General features: G+C 65.9%; 22 protein-coding genes and 1 riboswitch. Of the genes, 10 read left to right on the top strand and 12 right to left on the bottom strand.

Annotated features, from left to right (window positions below; genetic code table 11):
* Positions 1–2 precede the first annotated feature (2 nt).
* Positions 3–245, bottom strand: a riboswitch (cyclic di-AMP (ydaO/yuaA leader).
* Positions 246–363: 118 nt separating this feature from the next.
* Positions 364–1,056, bottom strand: a complete 693-nt coding sequence (locus Q9R30_RS08575) for a metal-dependent transcriptional regulator (protein ID WP_104996886.1) — start codon at positions 1,054–1,056, stop codon at positions 364–366.
* A gap of 279 nt (positions 1,057–1,335) precedes the next feature.
* Between Q9R30_RS08575 and serC the strand changes: the two genes are divergently transcribed.
* Positions 1,336–2,466: a phosphoserine transaminase gene (gene serC, locus Q9R30_RS08570; protein ID WP_104996885.1), complete on the top strand. Its 1,131-nt coding sequence runs from the start codon at positions 1,336–1,338 to the stop codon at positions 2,464–2,466.
* Between the two features lie 65 nt (positions 2,467–2,531).
* Here the strand turns inward: serC and Q9R30_RS08565 are convergent, their stop codons facing one another.
* Positions 2,532–3,026 carry a DUF3027 domain-containing protein gene (locus Q9R30_RS08565; RefSeq protein WP_311217330.1) on the bottom strand — a complete coding sequence of 165 codons (495 nt, stop codon included), beginning with the start codon at positions 3,024–3,026 and terminating at the stop codon, positions 2,532–2,534.
* A 6-nt stretch (positions 3,027–3,032) separates the two neighbouring features.
* A complete protein-coding gene (locus tag Q9R30_RS08560; protein WP_104996883.1) occupies positions 3,033–3,416 on the bottom strand; it encodes a cold-shock protein in 384 nt (127 codons plus the stop codon).
* A gap of 227 nt (positions 3,417–3,643) precedes the next feature.
* On the opposite strand from Q9R30_RS08560, the gene Q9R30_RS08555 reads away from it, so the two are divergent.
* The 6 genes from Q9R30_RS08555 (at position 3,644) to Q9R30_RS08530 (ending at position 10,738) form a co-directional block, all read left to right on the top strand.
* The gene (locus tag Q9R30_RS08555) at positions 3,644–3,877 is read left to right on the top strand and encodes a hypothetical protein (protein WP_104996882.1); all 234 of its coding nucleotides are present in this window, start codon (positions 3,644–3,646) and stop codon (positions 3,875–3,877) included.
* A 10-nt stretch (positions 3,878–3,887) separates the two neighbouring features.
* Entirely contained in the window at positions 3,888–6,374 is a 2,487-nt protein-coding gene (locus tag Q9R30_RS08550; RefSeq protein ID WP_311217329.1) for a helicase-associated domain-containing protein, read from the top strand.
* Between the two features lie 13 nt (positions 6,375–6,387).
* A complete protein-coding gene (locus Q9R30_RS08545) occupies positions 6,388–8,034 on the top strand; it encodes a DNA repair helicase XPB (RefSeq protein WP_311217328.1) in 1,647 nt (548 codons plus the stop codon).
* Between the two features lie 105 nt (positions 8,035–8,139).
* Complete coding sequence (locus Q9R30_RS08540; RefSeq protein WP_104996880.1) at positions 8,140–8,850, top strand: response regulator transcription factor; 711 nt, start codon at positions 8,140–8,142, stop codon at positions 8,848–8,850.
* A 2-nt stretch (positions 8,851–8,852) separates the two neighbouring features.
* Positions 8,853–10,355, top strand: coding sequence for a cell wall metabolism sensor histidine kinase WalK (locus Q9R30_RS08535; RefSeq protein WP_199775325.1), 1,503 nt, complete (start codon positions 8,853–8,855; stop codon positions 10,353–10,355).
* A 95-nt stretch (positions 10,356–10,450) separates the two neighbouring features.
* On the top strand, positions 10,451–10,738 hold the full coding sequence (locus tag Q9R30_RS08530) for a WXG100 family type VII secretion target (protein WP_104996879.1): 288 nt from the start codon (positions 10,451–10,453) through the stop codon (positions 10,736–10,738).
* Positions 10,739–10,773: 35 nt separating this feature from the next.
* Here Q9R30_RS08530 and Q9R30_RS08525 read toward each other — a convergent pair whose 3' ends face one another.
* The 6 genes from Q9R30_RS08525 to Q9R30_RS08500 form a co-directional block, all read right to left on the bottom strand.
* A complete protein-coding gene (locus Q9R30_RS08525; protein WP_104999620.1) occupies positions 10,774–11,772 on the bottom strand; it encodes a ribonuclease HI family protein in 999 nt (332 codons plus the stop codon).
* A 128-nt stretch (positions 11,773–11,900) separates the two neighbouring features.
* Positions 11,901–13,529, bottom strand: a complete 1,629-nt coding sequence (gene groL / locus Q9R30_RS08520) for a chaperonin GroEL (RefSeq protein WP_104996878.1) — start codon at positions 13,527–13,529, stop codon at positions 11,901–11,903.
* Between the two features lie 289 nt (positions 13,530–13,818).
* Positions 13,819–15,111, bottom strand: coding sequence for an ABC transporter substrate-binding protein (locus Q9R30_RS08515; protein WP_311217327.1), 1,293 nt, complete (start codon positions 15,109–15,111; stop codon positions 13,819–13,821).
* Entirely contained in the window at positions 15,108–15,314 is a 207-nt protein-coding gene (locus Q9R30_RS08510; protein WP_146031895.1) for a cold-shock protein, read from the bottom strand. Before Q9R30_RS08510 ends, Q9R30_RS08515 begins: the two co-directional genes overlap by 4 nt.
* Before the next feature lie 199 nt (positions 15,315–15,513).
* Positions 15,514–16,167: a LytR C-terminal domain-containing protein gene (locus Q9R30_RS08505; protein ID WP_104996876.1), complete on the bottom strand. Its 654-nt coding sequence runs from the start codon at positions 16,165–16,167 to the stop codon at positions 15,514–15,516.
* Between the two features lie 50 nt (positions 16,168–16,217).
* On the bottom strand, positions 16,218–16,547 hold the full coding sequence (locus tag Q9R30_RS08500; RefSeq protein ID WP_104996875.1) for a DUF3263 domain-containing protein: 330 nt from the start codon (positions 16,545–16,547) through the stop codon (positions 16,218–16,220).
* Between the two features lie 127 nt (positions 16,548–16,674).
* On the opposite strand from Q9R30_RS08500, the gene Q9R30_RS08495 reads away from it, so the two are divergent.
* Positions 16,675–17,445, top strand: coding sequence for a uracil-DNA glycosylase (locus Q9R30_RS08495; RefSeq protein WP_311217326.1), 771 nt, complete (start codon positions 16,675–16,677; stop codon positions 17,443–17,445).
* A 14-nt stretch (positions 17,446–17,459) separates the two neighbouring features.
* Positions 17,460–18,299: a siderophore-interacting protein gene (locus Q9R30_RS08490; protein ID WP_311217325.1), complete on the top strand. Its 840-nt coding sequence runs from the start codon at positions 17,460–17,462 to the stop codon at positions 18,297–18,299.
* An 18-nt stretch (positions 18,300–18,317) separates the two neighbouring features.
* Here Q9R30_RS08490 and Q9R30_RS08485 read toward each other — a convergent pair whose 3' ends face one another.
* The 3 genes from Q9R30_RS08485 to Q9R30_RS08475 form a co-directional block, all read right to left on the bottom strand.
* Positions 18,318–19,820 carry a threonine/serine exporter family protein gene (locus Q9R30_RS08485; RefSeq protein ID WP_311217324.1) on the bottom strand — a complete coding sequence of 501 codons (1,503 nt, stop codon included), beginning with the start codon at positions 19,818–19,820 and terminating at the stop codon, positions 18,318–18,320.
* A gap of 35 nt (positions 19,821–19,855) precedes the next feature.
* Positions 19,856–21,169: a peptidoglycan bridge formation glycyltransferase FemA/FemB family protein gene (locus Q9R30_RS08480; RefSeq protein ID WP_104996871.1), complete on the bottom strand. Its 1,314-nt coding sequence runs from the start codon at positions 21,167–21,169 to the stop codon at positions 19,856–19,858.
* A 101-nt stretch (positions 21,170–21,270) separates the two neighbouring features.
* Positions 21,271–22,344 carry a peptidoglycan bridge formation glycyltransferase FemA/FemB family protein gene (locus Q9R30_RS08475; RefSeq protein WP_104996870.1) on the bottom strand — a complete coding sequence of 358 codons (1,074 nt, stop codon included), beginning with the start codon at positions 22,342–22,344 and terminating at the stop codon, positions 21,271–21,273.
* 159 nt (positions 22,345–22,503) lie between these two features.
* On the opposite strand from Q9R30_RS08475, the gene Q9R30_RS08470 reads away from it, so the two are divergent.
* Complete coding sequence (locus Q9R30_RS08470; protein WP_311217322.1) at positions 22,504–23,046, top strand: TspO/MBR family protein; 543 nt, start codon at positions 22,504–22,506, stop codon at positions 23,044–23,046.
* Positions 23,047–23,056 lie beyond the last annotated feature (10 nt).

The raw sequence follows: 23,056 nt of genomic DNA, 5'->3' as shown, positions 1-23,056 counted from the left end.
AGGGTTCCTCTCTGGAAAGCCTGCGAAGTTAGCTGTCGGATTCGGGTCAGAGAGTTCAAAGACCCGGTCCGCCGTAAGCAAGCTTCGGCACAGAGGTATCCCCGGAGGATCCTTCACTGGAAGAGGCTTGCTGCTGACGGACTTCACCCCAAGGCAGTCCCCCGGCTGCCGTTTGTGGTTCCCCCGCCTCTGCCAGTAATGACTCGTGCACCTGATCCGCTGGCAGAGCTCGGCTCCGAATCAGGTAACGCTTTAGTATCAACGCTTGGGTTTAACTATAGGGCCAAAAGTCCCAAAGTAACAATTCCGTTATCTTTGCGTAACCGGCCCCCATTCGGGTAGCCGGGAGGCCCACAGCAGTCCCTAGCGTACGGCCACGAAGACGTGCGCCGCGACTTCCGGCGGCAGTTCCAAGGCACCTTCGATGCCCGGGACGCGGACCGAGATGTACTCCCCGACCCGCTCCAGCGATACCGACGCACCGGGCCGGATTCCGCCTTCATCAAGCTGGACCAGCAGCTCGGGTTCCACCTGGATCGGCTCTGCGAGGCGGCTGACCGTCACCTCGGATGCCGGGCCGTAAGTCTTCATGGCCTCAAGCAGGCTGACTGCCGGATCCGCCGCGGACTGCGCCTGGCCCCCGAGGGCCGCCAATCCCGGGATGGGGTTGCCGTACGGGGACTCGGTGGGATGGTTCAGCATTTCGTAAATGCGCCGTTCCACCCGTTCGCTCATGACGTGCTCCCAGCGGCAGGCTTCGTCATGGACGTAGGCCCAGTCCAGCCCGATGACATCAGCCAGGAGCCGCTCCGCCAACCTGTGCTTCCGCATGACTTCGGTGGCGCGCTTCCGGCCCACCTCCGTAAGTTCAAGGTGCCGGTCTCCGGAGACAACCACCAGGCCGTCCCGTTCCATCCTGCCGATGGTCTGCGAAACTGTGGGCCCTGAGTGTCGCAGCCGCTCCGCGATCCGGGCGCGGAGGGCAACGATGTTTTCTTCCTCAAGCTCCAAGATGGTCCGAAGGTACATCTCCGTAGTGTCGATCAGATCCGTCATCCAGCTCAGCTCCTCGAGCGCAGTACCTTGCGTTGTCCCACCGTACCGCCTTCTCGTGCAGCGTGGTCCGTTGGAAAGCTTAGCCTATTTTGAATTTGTCCTAATAGTTGACGTCGTGGACAGGGCGCTGTCTCAGTGTCTGGACTATGACGGTCCAGGTTCCCGCTGAAACAGCTGTTCAGGCAGAATGAAGGAGGGCCCGAGTGACAGCCGCCGCGACTGCCTGCCACCTACATCCGTCCGGACCAACACCCCGTCCACGCCGAAATTGGAGCACCTGTGAGCGAAAACAGCATCACTATTCCCGCCGACCTCCTCCCTAAGGACGGGCGGTTCGGCGCCGGTCCTTCCAAAGTCCGGCAGGAGCAGATCGATGCTTTGTCCGCCGCATCAAAGACCATCCTGGGAACGTCCCACCGGCAGGCCCCGGTCAAGAACCTGGTGGGATCCGTACGCGAAGGCCTGAGCCAGTTCTTCCGCGCCCCGGAAGGCTATGAAGTGGTGCTGGGCGTGGGTGGTTCCACGGCGTTCTGGGACGTCGCCAGCTTCGGCCTGGTGGAGAAGAAGGCCCAGCACCTCTCATTCGGTGAATTCGGCTCGAAGTTCGCGGCAGCCACCAACAGGGCGCCTTTCCTGGATGCCTCCTCCATCATCAAATCCGAGCCTGGAACCCGCCCTGCCGCGCAGGCTGAGGCGGGCGTTGATGCCTACGCCTGGCCGCAGAACGAGACATCCACTGGCGTTTCCGCTCCCGTGAAGCGGGTGGCAGGCGCGGATGAGGGCGCACTGGTCCTTGTCGACGCGACGTCGGCAGCCGGCGGCCTGGACGTCGACGTAGCGGAGAGCGACGTCTACTACTTCGCCCCGCAGAAAAACTTTGCCTCCGACGGCGGGCTATGGCTTGGCCTGTTCTCGCCGGCCGCACTGGAGCGTGCGGCCCGGATCAAGTCCAGCGGCCGCTGGATCCCGGACTTCCTGGACCTCCAGACGGCCATTGACAACTCCCGCCTGAACCAGACCTACAACACGCCGTCGCTGTCTACCCTGGTGACCCTGGACGCCCAGGTGCAGTGGCTGAACGGGAACGGGGGGCTTGACTTCGCTTCGGCGCGGACTGCTGATTCCGCCGGACGCATCTACAGCTGGGCGGAGTCCTCCGAATTCGCCACGCCGTTCGTCGCCAACCCGGACGAGCGCTCCAACGTAATCGCCACGATTGACTTCGACGATTCAGTGGACGCGGCCGCGGTGGCCAAGGTCCTGCGCGCCAACGGCATCGTGGACACGGAGCCGTACCGGAAGCTGGGCCGCAACCAGCTGCGCATCGCCACGTTCGTGGCCATCGAGCCGTCCGACGTTTCTGCCCTGCTGGCCAGCATCGACTACGTAGTGGGCGAACTGCGCAAGTAGGCCAACTGCCTTAACGTACGACGGCGCCGCCCGGGATCATCCCGGACGGCGCCGTTCGTGTGTGGTCAGGAAGTCCTTGCTTCGTCGCCGGGCTCCCCACCGTCGTCGGGCTCTTCGTCCCCGGATTCCTGGTCCTGGTCCTCTTCCGGCTCCTGGGCCGGCACCGGTTCCGGCTCCTGCTCGTCCTCGGGACGGACGCGTTCTGCCCATGGCACCCATTCCGGGGCAAGGATCGAATCTTCCGACGGCAGGAGGCCTAGCTCGTTGACGGTGACCACCTTGGAGCGGGAGTTGCGGGTGAGCACCGCATACCATTGCCAGCCCAGGTAGCCGGCCAGCCTGGATTCAAACAGATGGGTCACCAGGCGGTCGCCTTCGCTCTTGGCCACAAGGTGTTGGCCGATCGTTGCCGGTGCCGTGATGCCCTCGATGGCCGTGCGGGCGGTGTCCACCGCTGCGGCCAGGAAGGCATCAGGCTTCCCTGTCCGCCACACCGGGACTCCAGCGCGGCGCCTGGACACAGTCTTAGCCCCTACCGGCTGTTCACCTTCCGGGTTCATCGGTGCCTAAACGTCCAGCTCGTCGGCAACCTTGCGCAGGGCAGCGGCGATGGCCTTGCCCTTGTTGCCTTCCGGGTACTTGCCTGCGGAAAGGGTCCCGGAGAGATTGTCCAGCACGGTCACCAGGTCCTGGACCAGCGGGGCGAGTTCCTTGGCGTTGGGCCGCTTGGCCTTGGCGATCGAGGGCGTCTTGTCCAGCACGCGCAGGCCCAGGGCCTGGGCGCCCTTGCGTCCATCGGCTACCCCGAATTCAACCCGGGTGCCGGCCTTGAGCTCTGTTACGCCTTCGGGCAGCGACGATTTGGGCAGGAATACCTCCTGGCCGTCTTCGCCTGCGAGGAACCCGAAGCCCTTGTCCTTGTCATACCACTTGACCTTGCCGGTAGGCACGTAATCAACCTTCTTCGTTCTGACGTCTTCTGACACGGCCAGCCGTCACCGCATCCGCATTGCAATGCGGGTTCAAGGTATGGCGGCTGCGGACCGTGTTGGTCTATCCCCCAAGGTTATCCTGCCTACCGCCCTATTGACGCTTTCAATGGCCCAGTGCAACCTTCCGGCTGCCTTCCTCCAGCACCATTCACTCCCGGTGCGGCAGGAGCGGTAGCGTTACGTCCATGACACCCTCGCGCTACCGGCGTGCCCTGATGATCCTCGCCGCGGCTGTCGCCGTGCTTTCCCTAGTGGCAGTGGGCGCCGTGATGGCCCTTGCCTTCGCCGGCTCAGTGGCTCCGGCCTGGGTCACCTATATGGCGCTCTACGGCCTGCCGCTTGCGTTCCTCCTGATGCTGTTCCTGGTTCTGGACAGCGTTGCCGGGCGCCGCCGGGCAGCAAACCCGGACCGGCGGTAACGTTGGACTGATGTCCCTCATTCGCGCATTGAGCAAGGAGCTGGAGGCACGCAGCGACGATTCGCTGCGTGCGCTGTTCGATGCGCGGCCGGACCTCATTTCGCCCCCTGTTCCGGACTTCCCTGCCCTTGCCGCGCGGGCAAGTGCCCGGCTGAGCGTGCAGCGGGCACTTGAACGCCTCAACCGCCCGCAGATGCAGGTCCTCGAAACCCTCCACCTGTGCACCAATACGGACACCGGCCACAGCGCGTCCGCCGCGGGGCTCCGGAAGATGATTTCCGGGTCTTCGGCAGCCTCGGTGGAGCGGATCCTGCATTCGCTGCAGGAACTTGCGCTGGTGCACCGCGCCGAGCCGCCGCACGGTACCCCGGCATCCGCGGCGAAACACCACTACTACCTCCCGGTGGGTTCGCTGAAGGACGTGGTGGGCATCTATCCCGCCGGGCTGGGCAGGAGCTACACCGAGCTGGTCCGCCTTCAGCCGGCCTTCGCGCAGCGTGCCGTGCAGCTGGTGTCCGAGCTGCACCGCAGCGGTGTTGCCATCCACGAGGCCACCACCCCCATGGAGGCGGCGCTGGCGCTGCAGCATTGGACCGCCTCCCCCGAGGCCCTCCAGGGCATCCTGTCCACTGCCCCGGAGCGGACGACGGCGCTGCTCGCCAGGTTCCGGAACTGGGCCATGGGTGCCGTCCCCCAGGCGCAACGGAAGGCCTCAATCACCACGGAGGGATCCGACGTCGGGCCTGTTGACTGGCTCCTGGCGCGGGGCCTGCTGGTGCCGCTGGACGCGGCGCACGTCGAGTTGCCGCACAGCGTGGGGATCTCGCTGCGCGGCGGTGCAGTGATCGACGATTTCACGTTGTCGCCACCGGTCCCCCGACTCGGCCGGACCTCAGCGGCGCTGCGCCGGAACGCAGCGCTCAGCGCCATTTCGGAGACGCTGCGCCTGGTGGGCGATTTGCTCCACGCCGTCGGGGAACAACCGCTCGCCACGCTGCGCAGCGGCGGTGTGGGAGTGCGCGAGATGCGGCGCCTTGCCGAACTGCTGCGGATCGACCTGCAGCACACGGGAATCCTGTTGGAGCTGTCCGCACTGGCCGGACTCATCCGCCTGGATGTCGATTCCTCGTCCTGGGTCCAGCCTCCGCAGCTGGAATGGCTCGTCCTGCCGCGGCAGGAACAGTGGCTCTGGCTAGTGAACGCCTGGCTGTCCAGCGAGCGCGTGCCGTCCCTGGTGGGCCAGCCCGTCCACGGAACGCGCAGCGTGCCGGCGGCCCACCGTTCCGCCTCCGGCACCACCATCATCGCGCTGTCAGCCGAAGCGCAGCGTCCTGATGCCCCGGTGGTCCGCAAGCGCATCCTGGAGATCCTGGATGAACTGACCGCCGAGGCAGGCGCCCCGGACGGGACGGCACCAGTACTTGATGCGGCAGCCGTTCTCCAGCGCGCAGAGTGGGCACAGCCCAGGATGGCCAGGCGGTTCAGCTCAATGATCCGCGGCGTGCTCGCCGAAGCCGAGCTCCTTGGCCTGGTGGGATCCGGAGCCCTGAGCCAGCTTGGAAGTGCGCTGGCGGAAGACAACCCTGAAGCCGCGCTTGCCATTTTGGGCGAACACCTGCCGGCAGCTGTTACACACGTGTTGCTGCAGGCCGACCTCACTGCCGTCGCCCCGGGGTATCTGGCCCCCGAACTGACCGGGAAGCTGCTGCTGATGGCTGACGCGGAAGGCCAGGGACCAGCCACCATCTACCGCTTTTCAGCTGGCTCCATCAAGCGTGCACTGGACAGCGGACACGACGCCGCCGCAATCCTTCAGTTCCTCCGTGAGCATTCTGCCACCGCGGTGCCCCAGCCGCTCGAATACCTTGTGGAGGACACGGCCTCACGGCACGGAAGGTTGCGGGTGGGGGCGGCAGCCAGCTTTATCCAAAGCGAAGACGAAGCCGCGCTCCTGGAGCTTCTCTCCGGGCCAAAGGCGTCCGGCCTGAACCTGGCGAAGATTGCCCCCACTGTCCTGGTTTCCTCCGCACCGCCGCGGGAAACCGCCCAGGTCCTCCGCAGCCTGGGGCTCTCCCCGTCGGTGGACGGCGCGGATGAACCTGTGGTCCGGCTCCGGGCAACCCCGGCCCCGCAGGACCACCTGCGCCCTGTCTACACCGCCCCGCGGACTGCACCCGGGGCTGAGGAGGTGGATGCCCAGCTCGCAGTCCTGCGCCAGGCGGGTCCCGCCGTCGGACACCGCGGAGGTTCCGGACACGCCGGCGGTGAAGCCGGCACCCAGCTGGGGCTTGAAGCCCTGCAGCGCGCCATCAGGCTCAAGCAGCGGATCAGCATGAACGTGGTGGACGGGCTGGGGAATGCCAGCCTTGAGATAGTTGTTCCGCTATCTGTAAGCGGCGGACGCGTCCGGGTGTTTGATCCTGCCAAGGAAACAGAACGTGTGCTGTCCATCCACCGCATCATCGATATTGAGGCTGCAGAGGAACTGCGCCAGTGAAGGACTTCCCTGCGTGAACGACGGACCCCTGATCGTCCAGAGCGACAAAACCATCCTGCTTGAGGTGGACCATGAACTGGCAACCGAAGCCCGCCATGCCATCGCGCCCTTCGCCGAGCTGGAACGTGCACCGGAGCACATGCACAGCTACCGGCTGACACCGCTGGGGCTCTGGAACGCACGTGCCGCCGGGCTGGACGCGGAGAAGGTGCTGGACACGCTGCTGAAGTATTCGCGCTTCCCGGTGCCGCATTCGCTGCTGATCGACGTGGAAGAAACCATGTCCAGGTACGGGCGGCTGCGCCTGGAGAAGGACCCGCAGCACGGGCTGGTCATGCGGACTGACGACTACCCCGTATTGGAGGAAGTGATCCGGGCCAAGAAGATCCAGCCCCTGCTGGGGCCCCGGATCGATGGTGAGACCGTTGTGGTGCATGCCTCCCAGCGGGGGCAGCTCAAGCAGCTCCTGCTGAAGATCGGCTGGCCGGCGGAGGACCTGGCCGGGTATGTGGACGGTACCCCGCACCTGATCGCGCTCAACGAGGATGGCTGGAAGCTGCGGCCGTACCAGCGGATGGCGAGCGACAACTTCTGGTCCGGGGGAAGCGGCGTGGTGGTGCTTCCCTGCGGAGCCGGGAAGACCCTGGTGGGCGCCGCGGCCATGGCAACGGGCTCAACCACAACCCTGATCCTGGTCACGAACACAGTGGCTGCCAGGCAGTGGAAGGACGAGCTGCTCAAGCGCACGTCCCTCACCGCGGACGAGATCGGCGAATACTCGGGGTCTGTGAAGGAAGTCCGGCCGGTGACCATCGCCACCTACCAGGTGCTGACCACCAAGCGCGGCGGCCTGTATCCGCATTTGGAGCTTGTGGACGGCCACGACTGGGGACTGATCATCTACGACGAGGTGCACCTGTTGCCGGCACCGATTTTCCGGATGACCGCCGACCTCCAGGCACGGCGCCGGCTGGGCCTCACCGCAACCCTGGTCCGCGAGGACGGCCGCGAGGGCGAGGTGTTCAGCCTCATCGGGCCCAAGCGCTACAACGCACCTTGGAAGGACATCGAGGCCCAGGGTTACATCGCCCCCGCAGACTGCGTGGAAGTCCGTGTTGACCTGCCCAGGGACGAACGGGTGGCCTATGCCATGGCCGACGACGCGGACAAGTACCGGCTCTGCTCCACTTCGGAGTCCAAGACGCAGGTAGTGGAGCAGCTCGTGGCCCGGCATGCCGGGGAACAGCTGCTGGTCATCGGCCAGTACATCGACCAGCTGGACGACCTCGGGGAACGCCTGCAGGCGCCCGTGATCAAGGGCGACACCTCGGTGAAGGTCCGCCAGAAGTTGTTTGACGCCTTCCGTGCGGGGGAGATCCAGACGCTGGTGGTTTCCAAGGTGGCCAATTTCTCCATCGATCTTCCGGAGGCATCCGTGGCGATCCAGGTATCGGGTTCGTTCGGCTCGCGGCAGGAGGAGGCGCAGCGGCTGGGCAGGCTCCTGCGGCCAAAGAAGGACGGCCGGGCGGCACGTTTCTATTCGCTTGTTGCCCGGGACACCCTGGACCAGGAATTTGCGGCGAAGCGCCAGCGGTTCCTGGCAGAGCAGGGCTATGCCTACCGGATCATGGATGCCAAGGACGTCCAGACCGCCGACTAGTGCTGCGGAAGCCAAGACGGCGGAGTGCCGACACCCCGAGGTTCTCCAACCCGGCTCCCAACCAACGTCCAGACAACTCCCAGAGTCTGGGAGCAGAATGGGAGCATGAACAAGAACGGTCCTGAAGCGAAGCTCCTTGTTGTTGACGATGAACCCAACATCCGGGAGCTGCTCTCCACGTCGCTGCGGTTTGCCGGCTTTGAGGTTGTCTCGGCTGCGAACGGCCGGGACGCGCTTGCTGCGGCCGATGCCCACGCACCGGACCTCGCAGTGCTGGATGTCATGCTTCCGGACATGGACGGCTTCACCGTCACCCGCCGCCTTCGGGCCTCGGGCAAGCACTTCCCGGTGCTGTTCCTGACTGCGAAGGACGATACCGAGGACAAGGTCACCGGCCTCACTGTCGGCGGGGATGACTACGTCACCAAGCCCTTCAGCCTTGACGAGGTGGTGGCACGGATCCGCGCCGTCCTCCGCCGGACGCAGCCGCTGCTGGATGACGACGCCGTCATCCGCGTCGACGACCTGGAGCTCGACGACGATGCGCACGAAGTGCGGCGCGGAGGCACGGTGATCGAGCTCTCCCCCACCGAGTTCAAGCTGCTCCGGTACCTCATGCTCAACCCCAACCGGGTGCTGTCCAAGTCCCAGATCCTGGACCATGTATGGGAATACAACTTCAACGGTGATGCCTCCATCGTGGAGTCGTACATCTCCTACCTGCGCCGGAAGGTGGACATCGACCCCAACGCTCCTGCCTTGATCCAGACCAAGCGCGGCGTGGGGTACGTGCTTCGGACGGCTGAAAAGCGCTGACCTTGCTGCAGCGATGGAAGTCGGCCTCGCTGAGGACGCAGCTGGTGGCCATGATCATGGCGCTGCTGATAGTTGCCCTGACGGTGACCGGGGCGGGAACGCTGGCCCTGCTCCACAGCTATCTGCAGGCACAGGTGGATGACAAGCTCAACGCGGCGGTGGACCTGGCCCGGCAGCAGCGGTCCTTTACCCCGCTCCAGGCGCCCAACCCAATGGTCCCGACGGACTACTCACTCATTCTCTTCGCACCGGGTGAGGAACCGTATCCGTTTGGCGGCGACCCTGAGAGCCGTCCGGACATCAGTTCCATCACGGTGCAGCAGGCGCAGGAACGCGGTGCCGTTCCCTACCAGGTGCGCGGTACGGACGGGCAAAACTGGCGGGTGGTGGCCGTGCCGGTGCAGAACAACCAGACTACCGCCGTGGTGGTCATCGGGCTGCCCCTGCAGAGCGTGGACGATGTCCTCAAGCATGCCTCCCTGGTGGTGACCGGGGTGGGGCTGCTGACCCTGCTGCTGGCCTCCCTCATCGCGAGCTGGACCGTTTCCCGCTCCTTCCGCCCGCTGGCCCGGGTGGAAAAGACGGCGGCAGCCATTGCGGCCGGTGATCTTTCCCGCCGTGTCGACGTCGAAAACCCCGGCACCGAATTGGGGCGGCTCAGCAGGTCGCTGAATGCCATGCTGGCCCACATTGAGACGGCCTTCGCTGCACGTACAGCCTCGGAGGCGAGGATGCGGCGGTTCGCCGCGGACGCGTCCCACGAACTGCGGACCCCGCTTGTAACCATCCGTGGCTTCTCTGAGCTGTACCGGCATGGCGCATTGACCACCCAGGAAGACGTGGCCACAGCCATGGGAAGGATTGAAAGCGAAGCCAAGCGCATGGGCTCAATGGTGGAGGACCTGCTCCTGCTGGCCCGCCTCGACGAGCAGCGGCCGCTGCAGCAGAAGCCAGTGGACCTTCAGCTGCTCGCCCATGACGCCGTGGTGGACACGCAGGCCAGTGACCGCTCGCGGGTAATTTCGCTGACCGGGCTCGACGGCGGACCTGCCGCAGCTGCCCCCGTGCTGGGAGACGAGGCCAAACTCCGGCAGGTGGTGGGCAACCTCGTGGGCAACGCACTTCGTTACACCCCGGAAGACAGTCCGATCGAGGTGTCGGTTGGGGTTCGTGCGATGGAGGACGGACAGCTGCGCTCGGTCATCGAAGTGCGCGACCATGGGCCCGGCATCTCCGAAGAGGACGCCTCCAAGGTCTTTGAGCGCTTCTACCGGGCGGACACCTCACGGACCAGGGAAACGGGCGGCAGCGGACTCGGCCTGGCAATCGTGGCTGCGATTGTAGGGTCCCACGGCGGTTCCGTGCGGGTGGAAAATACCGACGGCGGCGGCGCAACTTTGGTGGTCAGCCTTCCGCACCGTGATGATGCGCTGAGTACCGGCGCGGCTACTGAGGCGGAAAGGGCAGAGACGGCGGGGTTGTCCACATATAGCCCCGGACCGTAGCAGCGGTGGGAACCTGCTCCCTACGCTCGTTGTCAACGGTCCGGACCCGCCGGGCCCCGCAGGCGAAAGCTGCCGCCATAGCGAAAGGCACGGCCATGAGCATTATTTCCGTCGATACCGAACTCCTTCAGCTGAAGTCCGCAAGTGTCCAGGCGACAGTGGACAGGATCAGTGCGGACGTCCAGGCGATGAAACGCGGGCTGGACGAGCTCCAGGGGTCGTGGCGCGGCACCGCCGCCACTAATTTCCAGGCGCTCATCACGGAATGGACCGTCACGCAGGGACGGGTGGAGGCCTCGTTGGCGTCCATCAACACGGCGCTTGCCTCCGCTGCAGCCACCTACGCACAGGCGGAGCAGGGCAACACGCAGCGGTTCAGCTGACCGGGGCAATACCCGGTGGCCAGCTCAACCGGCGGCTAAGCCTCAGGAGTACCTTGGTGGAACCTCAGCCGCCAACGGTCGCCGTCCAGCACCCACAGCGAGCTTCTGAGCGTGGTGCCCGAGCGCGCGAAGCTGCGGTACGTCAGCAGGACCGCGTCAGCGCCAATACGGTCCACGCCAAGAATCTCAATGTCCGTCCGCTCCCCGGGGTCCTCCTCGAGGGCCATCATCATGGCATCGCGGGTCCACACCCTGCCCGAGCTGCCGATCTCCATGAAATCGGGGTGCAGGAGGACAGCAGTCCGGCCGATGTCCCCGCGTACCAGGGGGCCCAGCAGCTCACGTTCCAGTTCCTCCACCATGCCCTCGGGCGGGACGGCACCTGGCCGGGCTGCCGCGTCCGGTTCGCCGAAAGCGCCATTGTCCAGCTGGCTGAAAAGGTCCGGCTCCTCATAGGCTCCTGGCACGGTTCCGGCTTCCCGCGGTGCGCGGCGGGCGTCCTGGACCGATGGCACGTCCTTAACCGCCGGCGCGCCCTTGGCAGCCGGGGAGTGGGGCGCGTGGTGGGCGCCGGGAAAACCGGGTCCGGACCGGGCTGCCACCCCCTGCTGATACGCCGTCGCCGCCGCCCTGGCGCGCTCGTCCGCGGCTTCGTTCAAGTCATGTCCGGCATGCCCCTTGACCCACTCGAAAGTGTACTTCCGGCCGGTGAGCTCCCGGTCCAGCTCCTTGAGCAGGTCCACGTTGAGGACCGGCTTGCCGTCGGCCTTGCGCCAGCCTTTGCGCTTCCATCCCGGCATCCACTTGGTGATCGAGTTGATGACGTACTGGCTGTCGCAGAGGATGTGCAGGTCCTCCTGGGGAAGGTGCGCCGTGGCCCGCAACAGGTCCAGGACCGCCATCAGCTCGCCTTGGTTGTTCGTCCCGTGGGGCCATCCTCCGGCGCGCCAGCAATCGTCGTTCACGTACCAGGCCCAGCCGGCCGGACCGGGGTTTCCCAAGGCCGAACCGTCGGCCGCTGCAGTAATTGTCACCGGTCCATCCTCCCAGACCGGCAGGACAAACCGGGCCTTTGCCGCAACCACTCCACGAAAACAAATGCGGCCCCCTCAGTGAGGGGGCCGCATTTTGTTTACAGCGGGACAAGGCCCGGCAGGAGGGCTTAGAAGCCGCCCATGCCGCCCATGTCGTCGCCGCCGCCCATGGGGGCCGGGTTCTTCTCCGGCTTGTCGGCAACTACAGCTTCGGTGGTGAGGAACAGGCCGGCAATGGAAGCCGCGTTCTGCAGGGCAGAGCGGGTAACCTTGACGGGGTCGTTCACGCCGGCAGCCAGCAGGTCGACGTACTCGCCGGTTGCGGCGTTCAGGCCGTGTCCTGCGGGCAGGCCGCGAACCTTGTCCACCACAACGCCCGGCTCCAGGCCGGCGTTGAAGGCGATCTGCTTCAGCGGAGCATCGATGGCCACGCGGACGATGTTGGCACCGGTGGCCTCGTCGCCGGACAGCTGCAGGTTGGCGAATGCCTTGGCGCCGGCCTGGATGAGGGCCACGCCGCCACCGGCAACGATGCCTTCTTCAACAGCGGCCTTGGCGTTGCGCACTGCGTCTTCGATGCGGTGCTTGCGCTCCTTGAGCTCAACCTCGGTTGCGGCACCGGCCTTGATGACTGCAACGCCGCCGGCCAGCTTGGCCAGGCGTTCCTGCAGCTTCTCGCGGTCGTAGTCCGAATCGGAGTTCTCGATCTCGGCGCGGATCTGGGACACACGGCCGGCGATCTGGTCGGCGTCGCCGGCACCCTCGACGATGGTGGTCTCGTCCTTGGTGACAACAACCTTGCGCGCCTTGCCCAGGAGTTCCAGGCCGGCGTTTTCCAGCTTGAGTCCGACTTCCTCGGAGATGACCTGGCCGCCGGTGAGGACAGCGATGTCGGCAAGCTGTGCCTTGCGGCGGTCACCGAAGCCCGGAGCCTTGACGGCCACGGACTTGAAGGTGCCGCGGATCTTGTTGACGATCAGGGTGGCCAGGGCCTCGCCCTCGATGTCCTCGGCGATGATCAGCAGCGGCTTGTTGGACTGCATGACCTTTTCGAGGACAGCAACCAGTTCCTTGACGTTGGAGATCTTGGAGTTGACGATCAGGATGTACGGATCCTCGAGGACCGTTTCCTGGCGCTCCGCGTCGGTAACGAAGTACGCGGAAATGTAGCCCTTGTCGAAGCGCATGCCTTCGGTGAGTTCGAGCTCCAGGCCGAAGGTGTTGGATTCCTCGACCGTGATGACGCCTTCCTTGCCCACCTTGTCCAGGGCTTCGGCGATCAGCGCACCGATTTCCTCGTCACCGGCAGAGATGGATGCCGTTGCGGCAATCTCTTCCTTGGTTTCGATCTCCTTGGCGGAGTTCAGCAGCTCGGCGGTGACGGCCTCAACGGCCTTTTCGATGCCGCGCTTGAGGGACAGCGGGTCGGCGCCGGCGGCAACGTTGCGCAGGCCTTCCTTGACGAGGGCCTGGGCCAGCACGGTAGCGGTGGTGGTTCCGTCGCCAGCGACGTCGTCGGTCTTCTTGGCAACTTCCTTGACCAGCTCGGCGCCGATCTTCTCGTAAGGATCGTCCAGCTCGATCTCCTTGGCGATGGAAACACCATCGTTGGTGATCGTGGGAGCGCCCCACTTCTTTTCGAGGACGACGTTGCGTCCACGCGGGCCGAGGGTGACCTTAACGGCGTCGGCGAGGGTGTTCAGGCCCCGCTCAAGGCCGCGGCGTGCCTCTTCATCAAATGCAATGATCTTGGCCATAACGGCAGTAGTCCTTTCGGGACAGTCGTTAAGAATGAACCTTCGCTGCAGTGCCCGCGACGGACGACCCTTTGCCGGCGGCCTCTGTATGCCTCCGGGTGCGGATCTCACTCCAGTAAGGTGTTTCTTCGCTCCTCGCCCGCTGCCGCGCGCCGCCGGCCGGAACCAGGCTTTGCTTTAGCAGTCGGTACGTCAGAGTGCTAAGTCAATAATTAGCACTCCCCACGTGAGAGTGCAAGCGAAAAGGGCGCGGAAACCGCTGCGGCGGGCATCTCTACGCCAACGGCGATCAGCCGGCGCGTCCTGCAGTTTCGCGGCCGGTGGGCGTTGGATTGTTGTCTGCCCCGTAGGTGAATACCGTGAACGTTGCCGAGGTGATGTCACCGTTGGCGTCGAAGGCAACCGGGCCGGATTCGCCGTCGTAATCAATGCCGGCACCGGAGGCCTTCACTGCAAGGCATTCCCTGTAGCCGGGGCAGGGCGGGCCCGGCGCCGTTGCAGCCCCGCCGGCCGCTCCGGCCGCTCCGGCCGCAGTCCCGCCGGAGACGGCGACGAGGTTCGCCGCTATTGAGCGGCCGGAGTCGTCCTCGGCCTTGGCAGCCGCGAGGGCCGCGAGGGTCACGGCATCATACGTCTCCGCTGCGAAGGACACATCCTTCAGGCCCGGATCGATGCCCAGGAGCCTTTCCTGGAAGGCGGCCGATGGCAGCTCTCCGGGGACCACGGCACGGGCGCCCTCCAGGGCTTTGGTTCCCAGCTTGGACGCGTAGCGGCCGAAGGCGCCTTCACTGAGGATGATCTTCGAACCGGCCAGGGCGGCGTTGTTGAGTTCGGCCAGGGCACCCTGGGCGCCGTCGCGGGCCACCAGGATGACGGCGGCGGGTTCCGCCCCGCGGGCGGCGGCAGCGGCACTTCCCGCTTCACCCGGTTTGAAGCCGACCGTGGCAACCACGTCCAGGCCGGCCTGTTCCGCGGAATCGGCGACGGCGGCGGAGACGTCGGTGCCGTAGGCACCTTCCTGAAACATCACGAAGACGGTGGAGGCGCCGGCGTCCTTGGCGAGCTTAGCCAGCACCGGTCCCTGCGCGACGTCGGCGGCCGCCGTCCGGAAGTAGTATCCGCCGCTGGGGATGCTGCTGAGCCCGGCCGCGGTGTTGGCCGGCGAGATCATCGGCGTCCTGGCCCGGGAGAGGATGTCCACGGCGGCCTTGGCGTGGCTGGAGTCGGTGGGGCCGATCACTACGTCGGCCTTGGCCTGGACCAAAGCCTGCGCCTGCGCCGCTGTATTCTGGCCGGCTTCATAGGGCAGCAGTTCCACGGGCCGGCCTTTGTGGCCGCCGGCAGCATTTATTTCTTTGACTGCGAGCTTGGCTGCGGCCGCCTGGGGCGCGTTCAGGAAGCTGCTTTGCCCCGCGTTGTCCAGAATGAGGCCAATCCGCAGGGCGCCGTCACCGGACGCCTCCGCTGTTTCCACGCGGGCGTTTCCGGTGACCCCGGAACAGGCGGTGAGGGCCAGCGTGGAGCAGAGGGCAGCGGCGAACGCAGGACGGAGGGCCCGGGCAGGGACAAACAGATGCTTCACTCGGCCGGCCGGACGCTTTCCGCCTGGGGGCCCTTCTCGCCTTCGCCGACTTCCAGTTCCACCCGCTGCCCCTCGTCCAGTGCCCGGTAACCTTCGCCCTGGATGGCAGACCAGTGGACGAAGATGTCGTCGCCGGAGCCGTCAACGGTGATGAACCCGTAGCCCTTTTCCGCGTTGAACCACTTGACGGTTCCTCGTGCCATGGTGACCACTCTTTCCGTTAGGTCCGGGGATGCTGCGCCGGTGCCGCCGTGCCGGGCCGAAGCCCGGAATTTACTCTAGCCAATGCATGTTGGTGCCGCTGGCACCCGGCGGTGCTGCGGGCAAACGTTATTCAGGCGTAACGCTGTGCCCCCGGACCGGGTGCGGCCCCGCGCAGCGCGGCCGGTGAAAGAACCGGGCTTACCGGTACCCCGGGCCCAGCACAACCACCAGCGGTACCTGGAATTCGGTGCTGCTGACCACAGTGGGGACGCCCAGGAGTTCCGCGAGGGCTTCTGCGTTGGCCCGTTGGGCTGGCCCCGAATAGAAAATGACGGAGCCCTGCTGCGGCGCGCCGGCCCAGTTCCCCACCTGTCCCAGGGGCCAGCCGTCCGCCTGCACGGTTCCGCCTACACGGCTTGCCAGCCCGGCGGTCCCGGCGGCGTTGTAGACCGCCACGGCCTGGGTTTTGTCTACGGACGAAGCCTGCGCCGTGGGCCGGGTGCTAGGCCCCGTCCCAGTTGCGGGGACCGTGTCGGTTCCGGCCGTTTCCTGCGCGGCGGAGGGCTCAGGCTCTGCCGAGGGGGCGGTGGACGCGCCCGGCTCCGCGGAAGGGGTCGACCCCGCTCCGGCCAGCGGCGCTTCCAGGCTCGACGAGGCCTGGCTTGCCGGACCGGCAAATCCCAGCTTGGGCAGGATCAAGAAGGAAACCAGCCCGATGGCCAGGGCAACGCATCCCACCGCCAGGACGGGCCACAGCCGGACCCGTGACGGAGCAGAGGCTGTGCGATGGACACCTTGTCGCGACGCGGTCTCCGGGACCTTGTCGAATTCATCGCGGGCGTATTTGGTCATGGGAATGAGACATCCTTGCGTGTTGCTGCTGAGGAACCAGCGTGAGCGTCTTATGCGTCGGACCCCAGGCGCCGTGCAGTGCGTGCACGGTGACGCGACGTACGTAGTCTACGCAATCTCTTGACCAGCATGGGGTCGTGGGCCAGCGCATCCTCGGTGTCGATCAGGGCGTTGAGGAGCTGGTAATAGTGCGTCGCGGAGAGATTGAAGAGTTCCCTAATGGCCTGTTCCTTGGCACCGGCGTACTTCCACCACTGCCGTTCCAGGGCGAGCATCTGCTGGTCACGCTCGTTCAGGGGGGAATCCCGCAGCCTGAAATCCGGCAGGAGGGCGTTCCGTTGTTCCTGCTCCGGCAGGTGCTCCCGAGCTGGTTCCGCCACGGCGCACTCTCCCTTGCTGGTTACGTAAAATGTCTGACCCCCATGCTACGGACGAATAACACTGTTGTCATTTGTGCCGGGGGCCTGGCGGACCGGGGCACAGTGGCCGCCCTGCGAGAATGGGACGGTGTTTGAATCAGATGCCCTTTTCGAACTGGCGCAGGATCCGGCGCGCGGGCAAGGTTTCGCCGAACTGGCGAAGCTGCCGCTGAAGGAGCTGATGGCGCCCGACTGGGCAGACGCCCTGGCGGGCGTGGACAGCGGACTCAGGGACGTGCTCACCTTCCTTGCCGGCGAAGAGGCGGCCGGGCACCCGGTGCTGCCGGCGCCGTCGAACGTCCTGCGGGCGTTCCGCCAGCCGCTCGCGGAGGTGAAAGTCCTGATCGTAGGGCAGGATCCGTACCCCACGCCGGGGCACGCCGTCGGCCTGGCCTTCTCCGTTGATCCGCACGTCCGGCCCATCCCGCGGAGCCTGGCGAACATCTACCGGGAGCTGGAGGCGGATCTGGGGCTTCCCGCGAGGGTCCACGGCGACCTTTCCGCCTGGGCCGGACAGGGGGTACTGCTGCTGAACCGCGTGATGACCGTAAGGGCCGGAGCCGCAGGGTCGCACCGCAGGAAGGGCTGGGAGGAGATTACGACGGCGGCCGTCCAGGCCGTGGCCGGGCGGCGGGCTCCGGACGGGTCACGCCTGCCGCTGGTTGCCGTGCTGTGGGGAAAGGATGCGGAGAGCGTGCGTCCGCTGCTGCCGGGGGTTCCGGCTGTGTCCAGCGCGCATCCCAGCCCCCTGTCGGCGGCCCGCGGGTTCTTTGGTTCGCGGCCGTTCAGCCGCGTCAACGCGCTGCTGCGGGAGCAGGGTGCGCCGGGCGTAACCTGGGAGCTTCCGCCGGTACCCTAGCTTAGGCTTGCCTTATGAGCATTGTTCCCGCCGCCACCAGCGCCACCAAGAAGAGCCGACCGCAGGTCAACCTCGCCGTGCTGCGCCGGGAACAGCTCTCGCCCCACATGGTGCGGATTGTTGCCGGCGGGGACGGCTTTGCGGACTTCGTCGACAACGGCTTCGTTGACCGGTACGTGAAGATTGCCTTCCCGCAGCCGGGCGTCGCCTACCCCTCCCCGCTGGACCTGTGGAGCATCCGCGAGAGCATGCCGCGGGAACAATGGCCTTTCACGCGCACGTACACGCTGCGCTGGGTGGATCCCGCAGCCAGGGAGCTTGCCATCGATTTTGTAGTCCACGGCGACGAAGGGCTGGCCGGACCGTGGGCGGCGAAGGCCCGGCCGGGCGACACCCTGACCTTCACCGGGCCGGGAGGGGCGTACAACCCGGCGCCGGACGCTGACTGGTACCTGTTCGCCGGGGACGAGGCGGCATTGCCCGCCGTTGCGGCCTGCATAGAGTCCTTGCCGGCCGAGGCCGCCGGCCTCGCCTTCCTTGAGGTTGATTCCGAGGCCGACATCCAGCAGATCGCCGCCCCCGCCGGAGTGAAGCTCCACTGGCTGTTCCGTCGTGGCGTACCTGCGGGCGAGAGCGGCCTGCTGGTGCAGGCGGTGGCAGGGGCAGGCTGGCCCGCTGGCCGGGTGGACGTTTTTGCCCATGGCGAACGCGGCTACATGAAGGCGCTGCGCGATGTTTTCTTTGTACAGCGTGGCTTAGAACGCAAACAGGTGTCCCTGTCCGGTTACTGGGCAAAAGGCCGTGTTGAGGACGATTTCCAGGCGGAGAAGAAATTGCCCGTAGGACAGATCTAAACCGGCTCCAGGCAGCCGTCAGCGGCGGCGGGCGCGCCGCCGCTCGTTGCTGGCAAGGCTGCGGGTCAGCGGCCGCGCCAGCGTGTCGCCAAGGACGATCCCGCCGGCCGTTCCCAGGACGATGGCTCCGGCGTTGAGCATCCCGCCGGCACCCAGCAGGATCTCGGCTTCCTCGATGGTGAGCACGTACATGGACCGGAAAATGGTGAGGCCCGGCAGCAGGATCAGCGCCGCGGGCACGGCCACCACCAGCTGGGGTGCACCCATCCTCAGTGCGACGACGCGGGCCAGCAGGCCGATGGCCACTGCGGCCAGCGCCGGAGAGAACCGGTCCCCGATGCCCAGCAGGCCGCCGCCCAGCAGGACGAAGTAGCCGGCAACCCCCACCGCCGCGGTGGGAAGCAGGAGCTGCCAGGTGGTTTGTTCCGTGACCCCGATGGCCATCACCGCCACGGCAACGAGGATGACCAGCACCCAAAGGTCGTAGGCCGGCGGAAAGGTCTGCGTCACGTCAATGCGCTGCATGCCGGTCAGCTCCCCCACCACGAAGGCGACGGCGATGCCTGCCACGATGGCCCCAAAAGTGAGCAGCGTGGACAGGAACCGCCCTGCGGCCGTAACAGGGAAGCCGTTGATGGCGTCCTGCACAGAGGAGACGAGGCGTCCAGTGGGCAGGAGCAGGAGGATGCCTCCCACCACCACGATGGCCGGCGACGCTGTCAGGCCAAACTGCCAGAGGACCAGCGCCAACTGCGTCACCACAAAGGAACAGCTGGCCGTTATGAAGAAGTCGGGAACCCGCCACCGGCCCAGCTGGCGGGCCAGCAGGCTCACCCCGATGTTGGCTGCGAACGCTATGGCAGAGGACGCCGGTCCGCCGCCCAGCACGGCAACGAAGGCTGCAGCAAAAACGCCGAACGCCGCGGTCACCATCCAGCGCGGGAACGGCTTGGGGCTGGTGATTGCCTCCTCCAGCCGCCGGATGGCCTCGTCCCGGCCCACTCCCCCGGCGACGATGTCGGTCACCAGCTGGTGGACCTTGGCCAGGCCGGCGTAGTTGTTGGTCCAGGAGCGGACTACGCGCAGCAGCGCGATGGGCGTCTGGTCCTTGGGGGCGTAGTTGATGCCAACGGACTGGTTGGTGATGTCCACCTCGATGTTCTTCAGCCCCAGGGCGGCAGTGACTGCAATGATGCTGGTCTCCACCTCCAGGGCACCCGCACCGTAGCGGAACATGGTTTCTGCCAGGTGCAGGGCGAAGTCCAGGGTCTTGCGGGCGGAGGTATCCACCCCTCCCACCTGGATCGTGGGGTTCGCGTAGGGGCTGCCGGTGAGCCTGTCCACGATGCTCAAGGGAGCCGTGGGCGGGTTTTCACCCTGGACCAGGCGACGCAGCATCCTCTTGGCCGCAGCGTTCTGCCGCAGCTGGGAGGGAGTCAGCGGCTCGGTCTTGGGCAGGCCGTCCGTGTGCGGCCTGGCCTTCGGGGATCGGGCGCCGGGGCGCTCGGGTCGGTCAGTCATGGTCCTCCTCCCGTTGTGGTGGTGTGCAGGCGGCGTCAGGCGGAGCGCTTCAGCGGCAGTTTGCCCAGTACGATGCGTGCGGCGCCGGCTGCCATCCGGGCGAGCCTGTTGGCGTGGAATACGGCGGGCCGGACAGGCAGCACGAAGTCGCCCAGGAGCTGCACTACTTCCCCGCCGAAGCCCTTCTTGAACGCGTAGCCCCCGTGGCCTTCCTCGTCTTGGCCGGAGATGCCGAACGTCCCGTAGAAGTTGTACCGCGGATAACCCTTTTCGAGGGCGTGGAGCATCATTCCCCAGTACAGCGAGGTAGCGCCGTTGAAGTAGATGTAGTCCTGCACCGTGCCGCCGATGACGCAGACCACCTCGTCGCCGTAGCAGACGAAGTGGATCGCGGCCACGGTGGCCACGCCCACCGAGTCGGGAAAGCGCTCGATGTCCTTAAGGCTTCGCTCGTAGCTGTCCACCAGGTCCTGCACCACTTTGAGGCGGTTGTTCTTTTTCTTGCTGCCGGTCTCCGCCACCTCATGGCGCAATTCATCAGCGGTGTCTGATTCAGCGGCAAGCCGCTCCGTGATGGACTTCCTGTAGGCGGGGATGTCGATCTTGGCCATCATGAGCTTGGTGAACTCAGGCGACGTGGTGCGGAGCAGCTGCTCGTAGTAGGCGCGCTCCCGGTACACAAAGCCCTTTTCGTCACCGGCCCGGCTCAGGGCGCCGTAGAACTCGTCGAGGGTGTCCAGGGTTGCCTGTTCCAGGAAGACGCCGTTCTTCTCGGCCTTCCGAATGGCCTTCCGGGTCCGGTAGCTGGTGCCCATGATCAGTTCTTCCGCGTCCTGGATGCCTTCGAGGTTTTTGATGAACATCCAGTTCACGTTCACGAAGTTCATGTCCAGGCCCTGGTGCCGGAGGCCCAGCCCGCCGAGCTGTGCCACCAGCGGCCGGTTGTCCTCGATCTCGGGGTGCTCGGCGCCATCGGCGTCACGGGCGATGTACCTGAGGTTCGGGGAGATCCGCAGTTCGGCGGCCTTGCGCTCGGCCGCGCGTTGCCGGAGGAGGCCGACGACGGCACGCACCAGGTCAGGGTCCGTGTAGTCCATCAGGGGTCCCTTGGCGCATTCGCAGACTGTGTATCCCAGCCGGGTGGTGGTGTAGTTCAGTTTCCCCGCTGCAACCAGTTCGCCGTCCTGGCGGACGCCGAAGAGCTCCACCTGCTGTCCCCTGGCGCGCTGGAACCGGGCAAAGTCAACGGATTGGAGAAAGCTGTTCTGCGGGTGCTTCAGCGCGAACTGCTCGAATTCGGCGTCGCTGAGCACGGCGAACTCGAGATCGGCGGCGGGGATTGCATTCAAGGAGTTACCTTCTTCACGGATAAGTGCCTGGCAATGGCGGGCAGCGGGCGAGGTCGGTCGGGATGGGGCAGGGCAGCCGGCGGGGCGCTCCTGCCCGCGGGTCAGTAGAACTGCTGGCCGGTGCGTGCGGTTTCGATCCGGCGGAAGACCTTCTCTGCTCCGTTAACCCAGAGCCGGTGTTTCACGGGCGAGAGAACGTAGTCGTGGCATCCCACGAAGTCGGTGACCGTCTTGGTGAAGCTGGTCTTGAACATACCCATGCCGTACAGGTTGTGGGTCTTGTCCTTGATCCGGGAGGCTGGCGGCGTGCCGCAGAAGTCGTATTCCGTGCAGCCCAGTTCCTGCATGCGCCGGATGGCTGCCCACTGCACCAGGTGGGAATCACCGTATTGCCTGCGGTTCTGGATGGAGCCGCCGTCCTTATAGGTGGCTTTTGCCCCGTAGTTGATGACGAAGGCTCCCACGCTGGGCTTTCCGTCCTCGTAGGTGAAGAAGAAACTGCCTTGGCCGCGGTTGCAGAACTCGTCCCAGAAGGCGGCATAGTACTCGTAGCTGCGCAGGGGCATGGAGCCTTTGGCCTTGACGGTGTCGGCCATGAGGTCATAAAGGGCCCGGTAGGTTTCCGGTCCGTGTTCCTCGCGGACCACTTCGCAGCCTTCCCGCTCAGCGCGGCGGATGGCGTTGCGGGCGCGGGAGGAGATGGCCTTGAACACCGCTTCTTCCGGTCCGGAAATGTCCAGCAGGGCCGTGGAGTCGTTGGACTGGATGTTGGGTGCCTTGACCAGCCCTGCGTCATGCAGGTGCGCCCGGGCCTCCTCGGAGTCGACGACGTCCGGCTCGATCTTGATGGTGAAGACGTTGAGCTTCCGGCTGCGGGCGAAAGCCGCGCAGGCTTCCAGCGCTGATTTCAGGTCACCTGCAGCCGCCAGGTCAGGGCCCTTGATGAGATACCAAAGCCGGCCGAGCAGCGGGAAACTCTTTTCGAGTACCAGGTTGTAGCTGGCAGTTGCCGGGTTCTCCAGCACCAGGAACCGGACTTTCCAGCCGCTGCCGTTCTTGACTGAGGCATATGCGGCGGACTGCAGCATGTTGCCGCCGTTGGGGTTGGCCGTGACGTGCTTGTCCCAGTTTTCAATTTCCTCGGCTGTGGCAAATCGTGCGGTGAATTCTCGCAAGGGGGCCGTGTCCAATCGGTTTCGTGCGCGGTTCGGTACTCGTGTCTGCGTGCGGACATGCAGCCTCAAGTCTAAAGCCTGATGCCCTCCCGGCTTTTCAGCAAGGCCCCGGCCCGTGCCTGCCTTGACGCGCATGGGGGCGTTGGCGAGGGTGGAAGCATGCAGCCGAAGGATGGAGTGGCGTCCCCGCCGGAAGGAAGGGACCAGCCGTACGGTACCGGCGTCCAGGCAGCAGCGCTGGCCGGATTTCTGGCGGCGTCCTTCCTGGTTGCGGCGCTCGGCGGGTTCTCCACTGTCAGCAACGTAGACGGGTGGTACGCCACGGCTGACAAAGCGCCCTGGTCGCCGCCCAACTGGCTCTTCGGGCCGGTGTGGACGGTGCTGTACGCGGCCATGGCGGTGGCTGCCTGGCTGGTGTGGCGGAAACGGACGTCCAGGACCGGGCCCGCACTGGCGGCCTATGCCGTCCAGCTGGGCCTGAACCTCGCCTGGACTCCGGTGTTCTTCGGCCTGTATCCCGTCCTGGGCACGGCCGCGCTGTGGCTGGCTTTGGCCGTTATTTTGGCGCTGGTCGCCGCCGTCACGGTGACGGTGCTGTACTTCGGTCCCATCAGCCGGACCGCTGGCCTGCTGCTGCTGCCCTACGTTGCCTGGCTGGTGTTCGCCTGCACCCTGAACTGGTGGGCTGCCGTTTACAACTGACTGCTTCCTT

The organism is Arthrobacter sp. AB6, assembly GCF_031844545.1.
Classification (GTDB): Bacteria; Actinomycetota; Actinomycetes; order Actinomycetales; family Micrococcaceae; genus Arthrobacter.
This window is presented reverse-complemented; position numbering and strand designations above follow the sequence as displayed.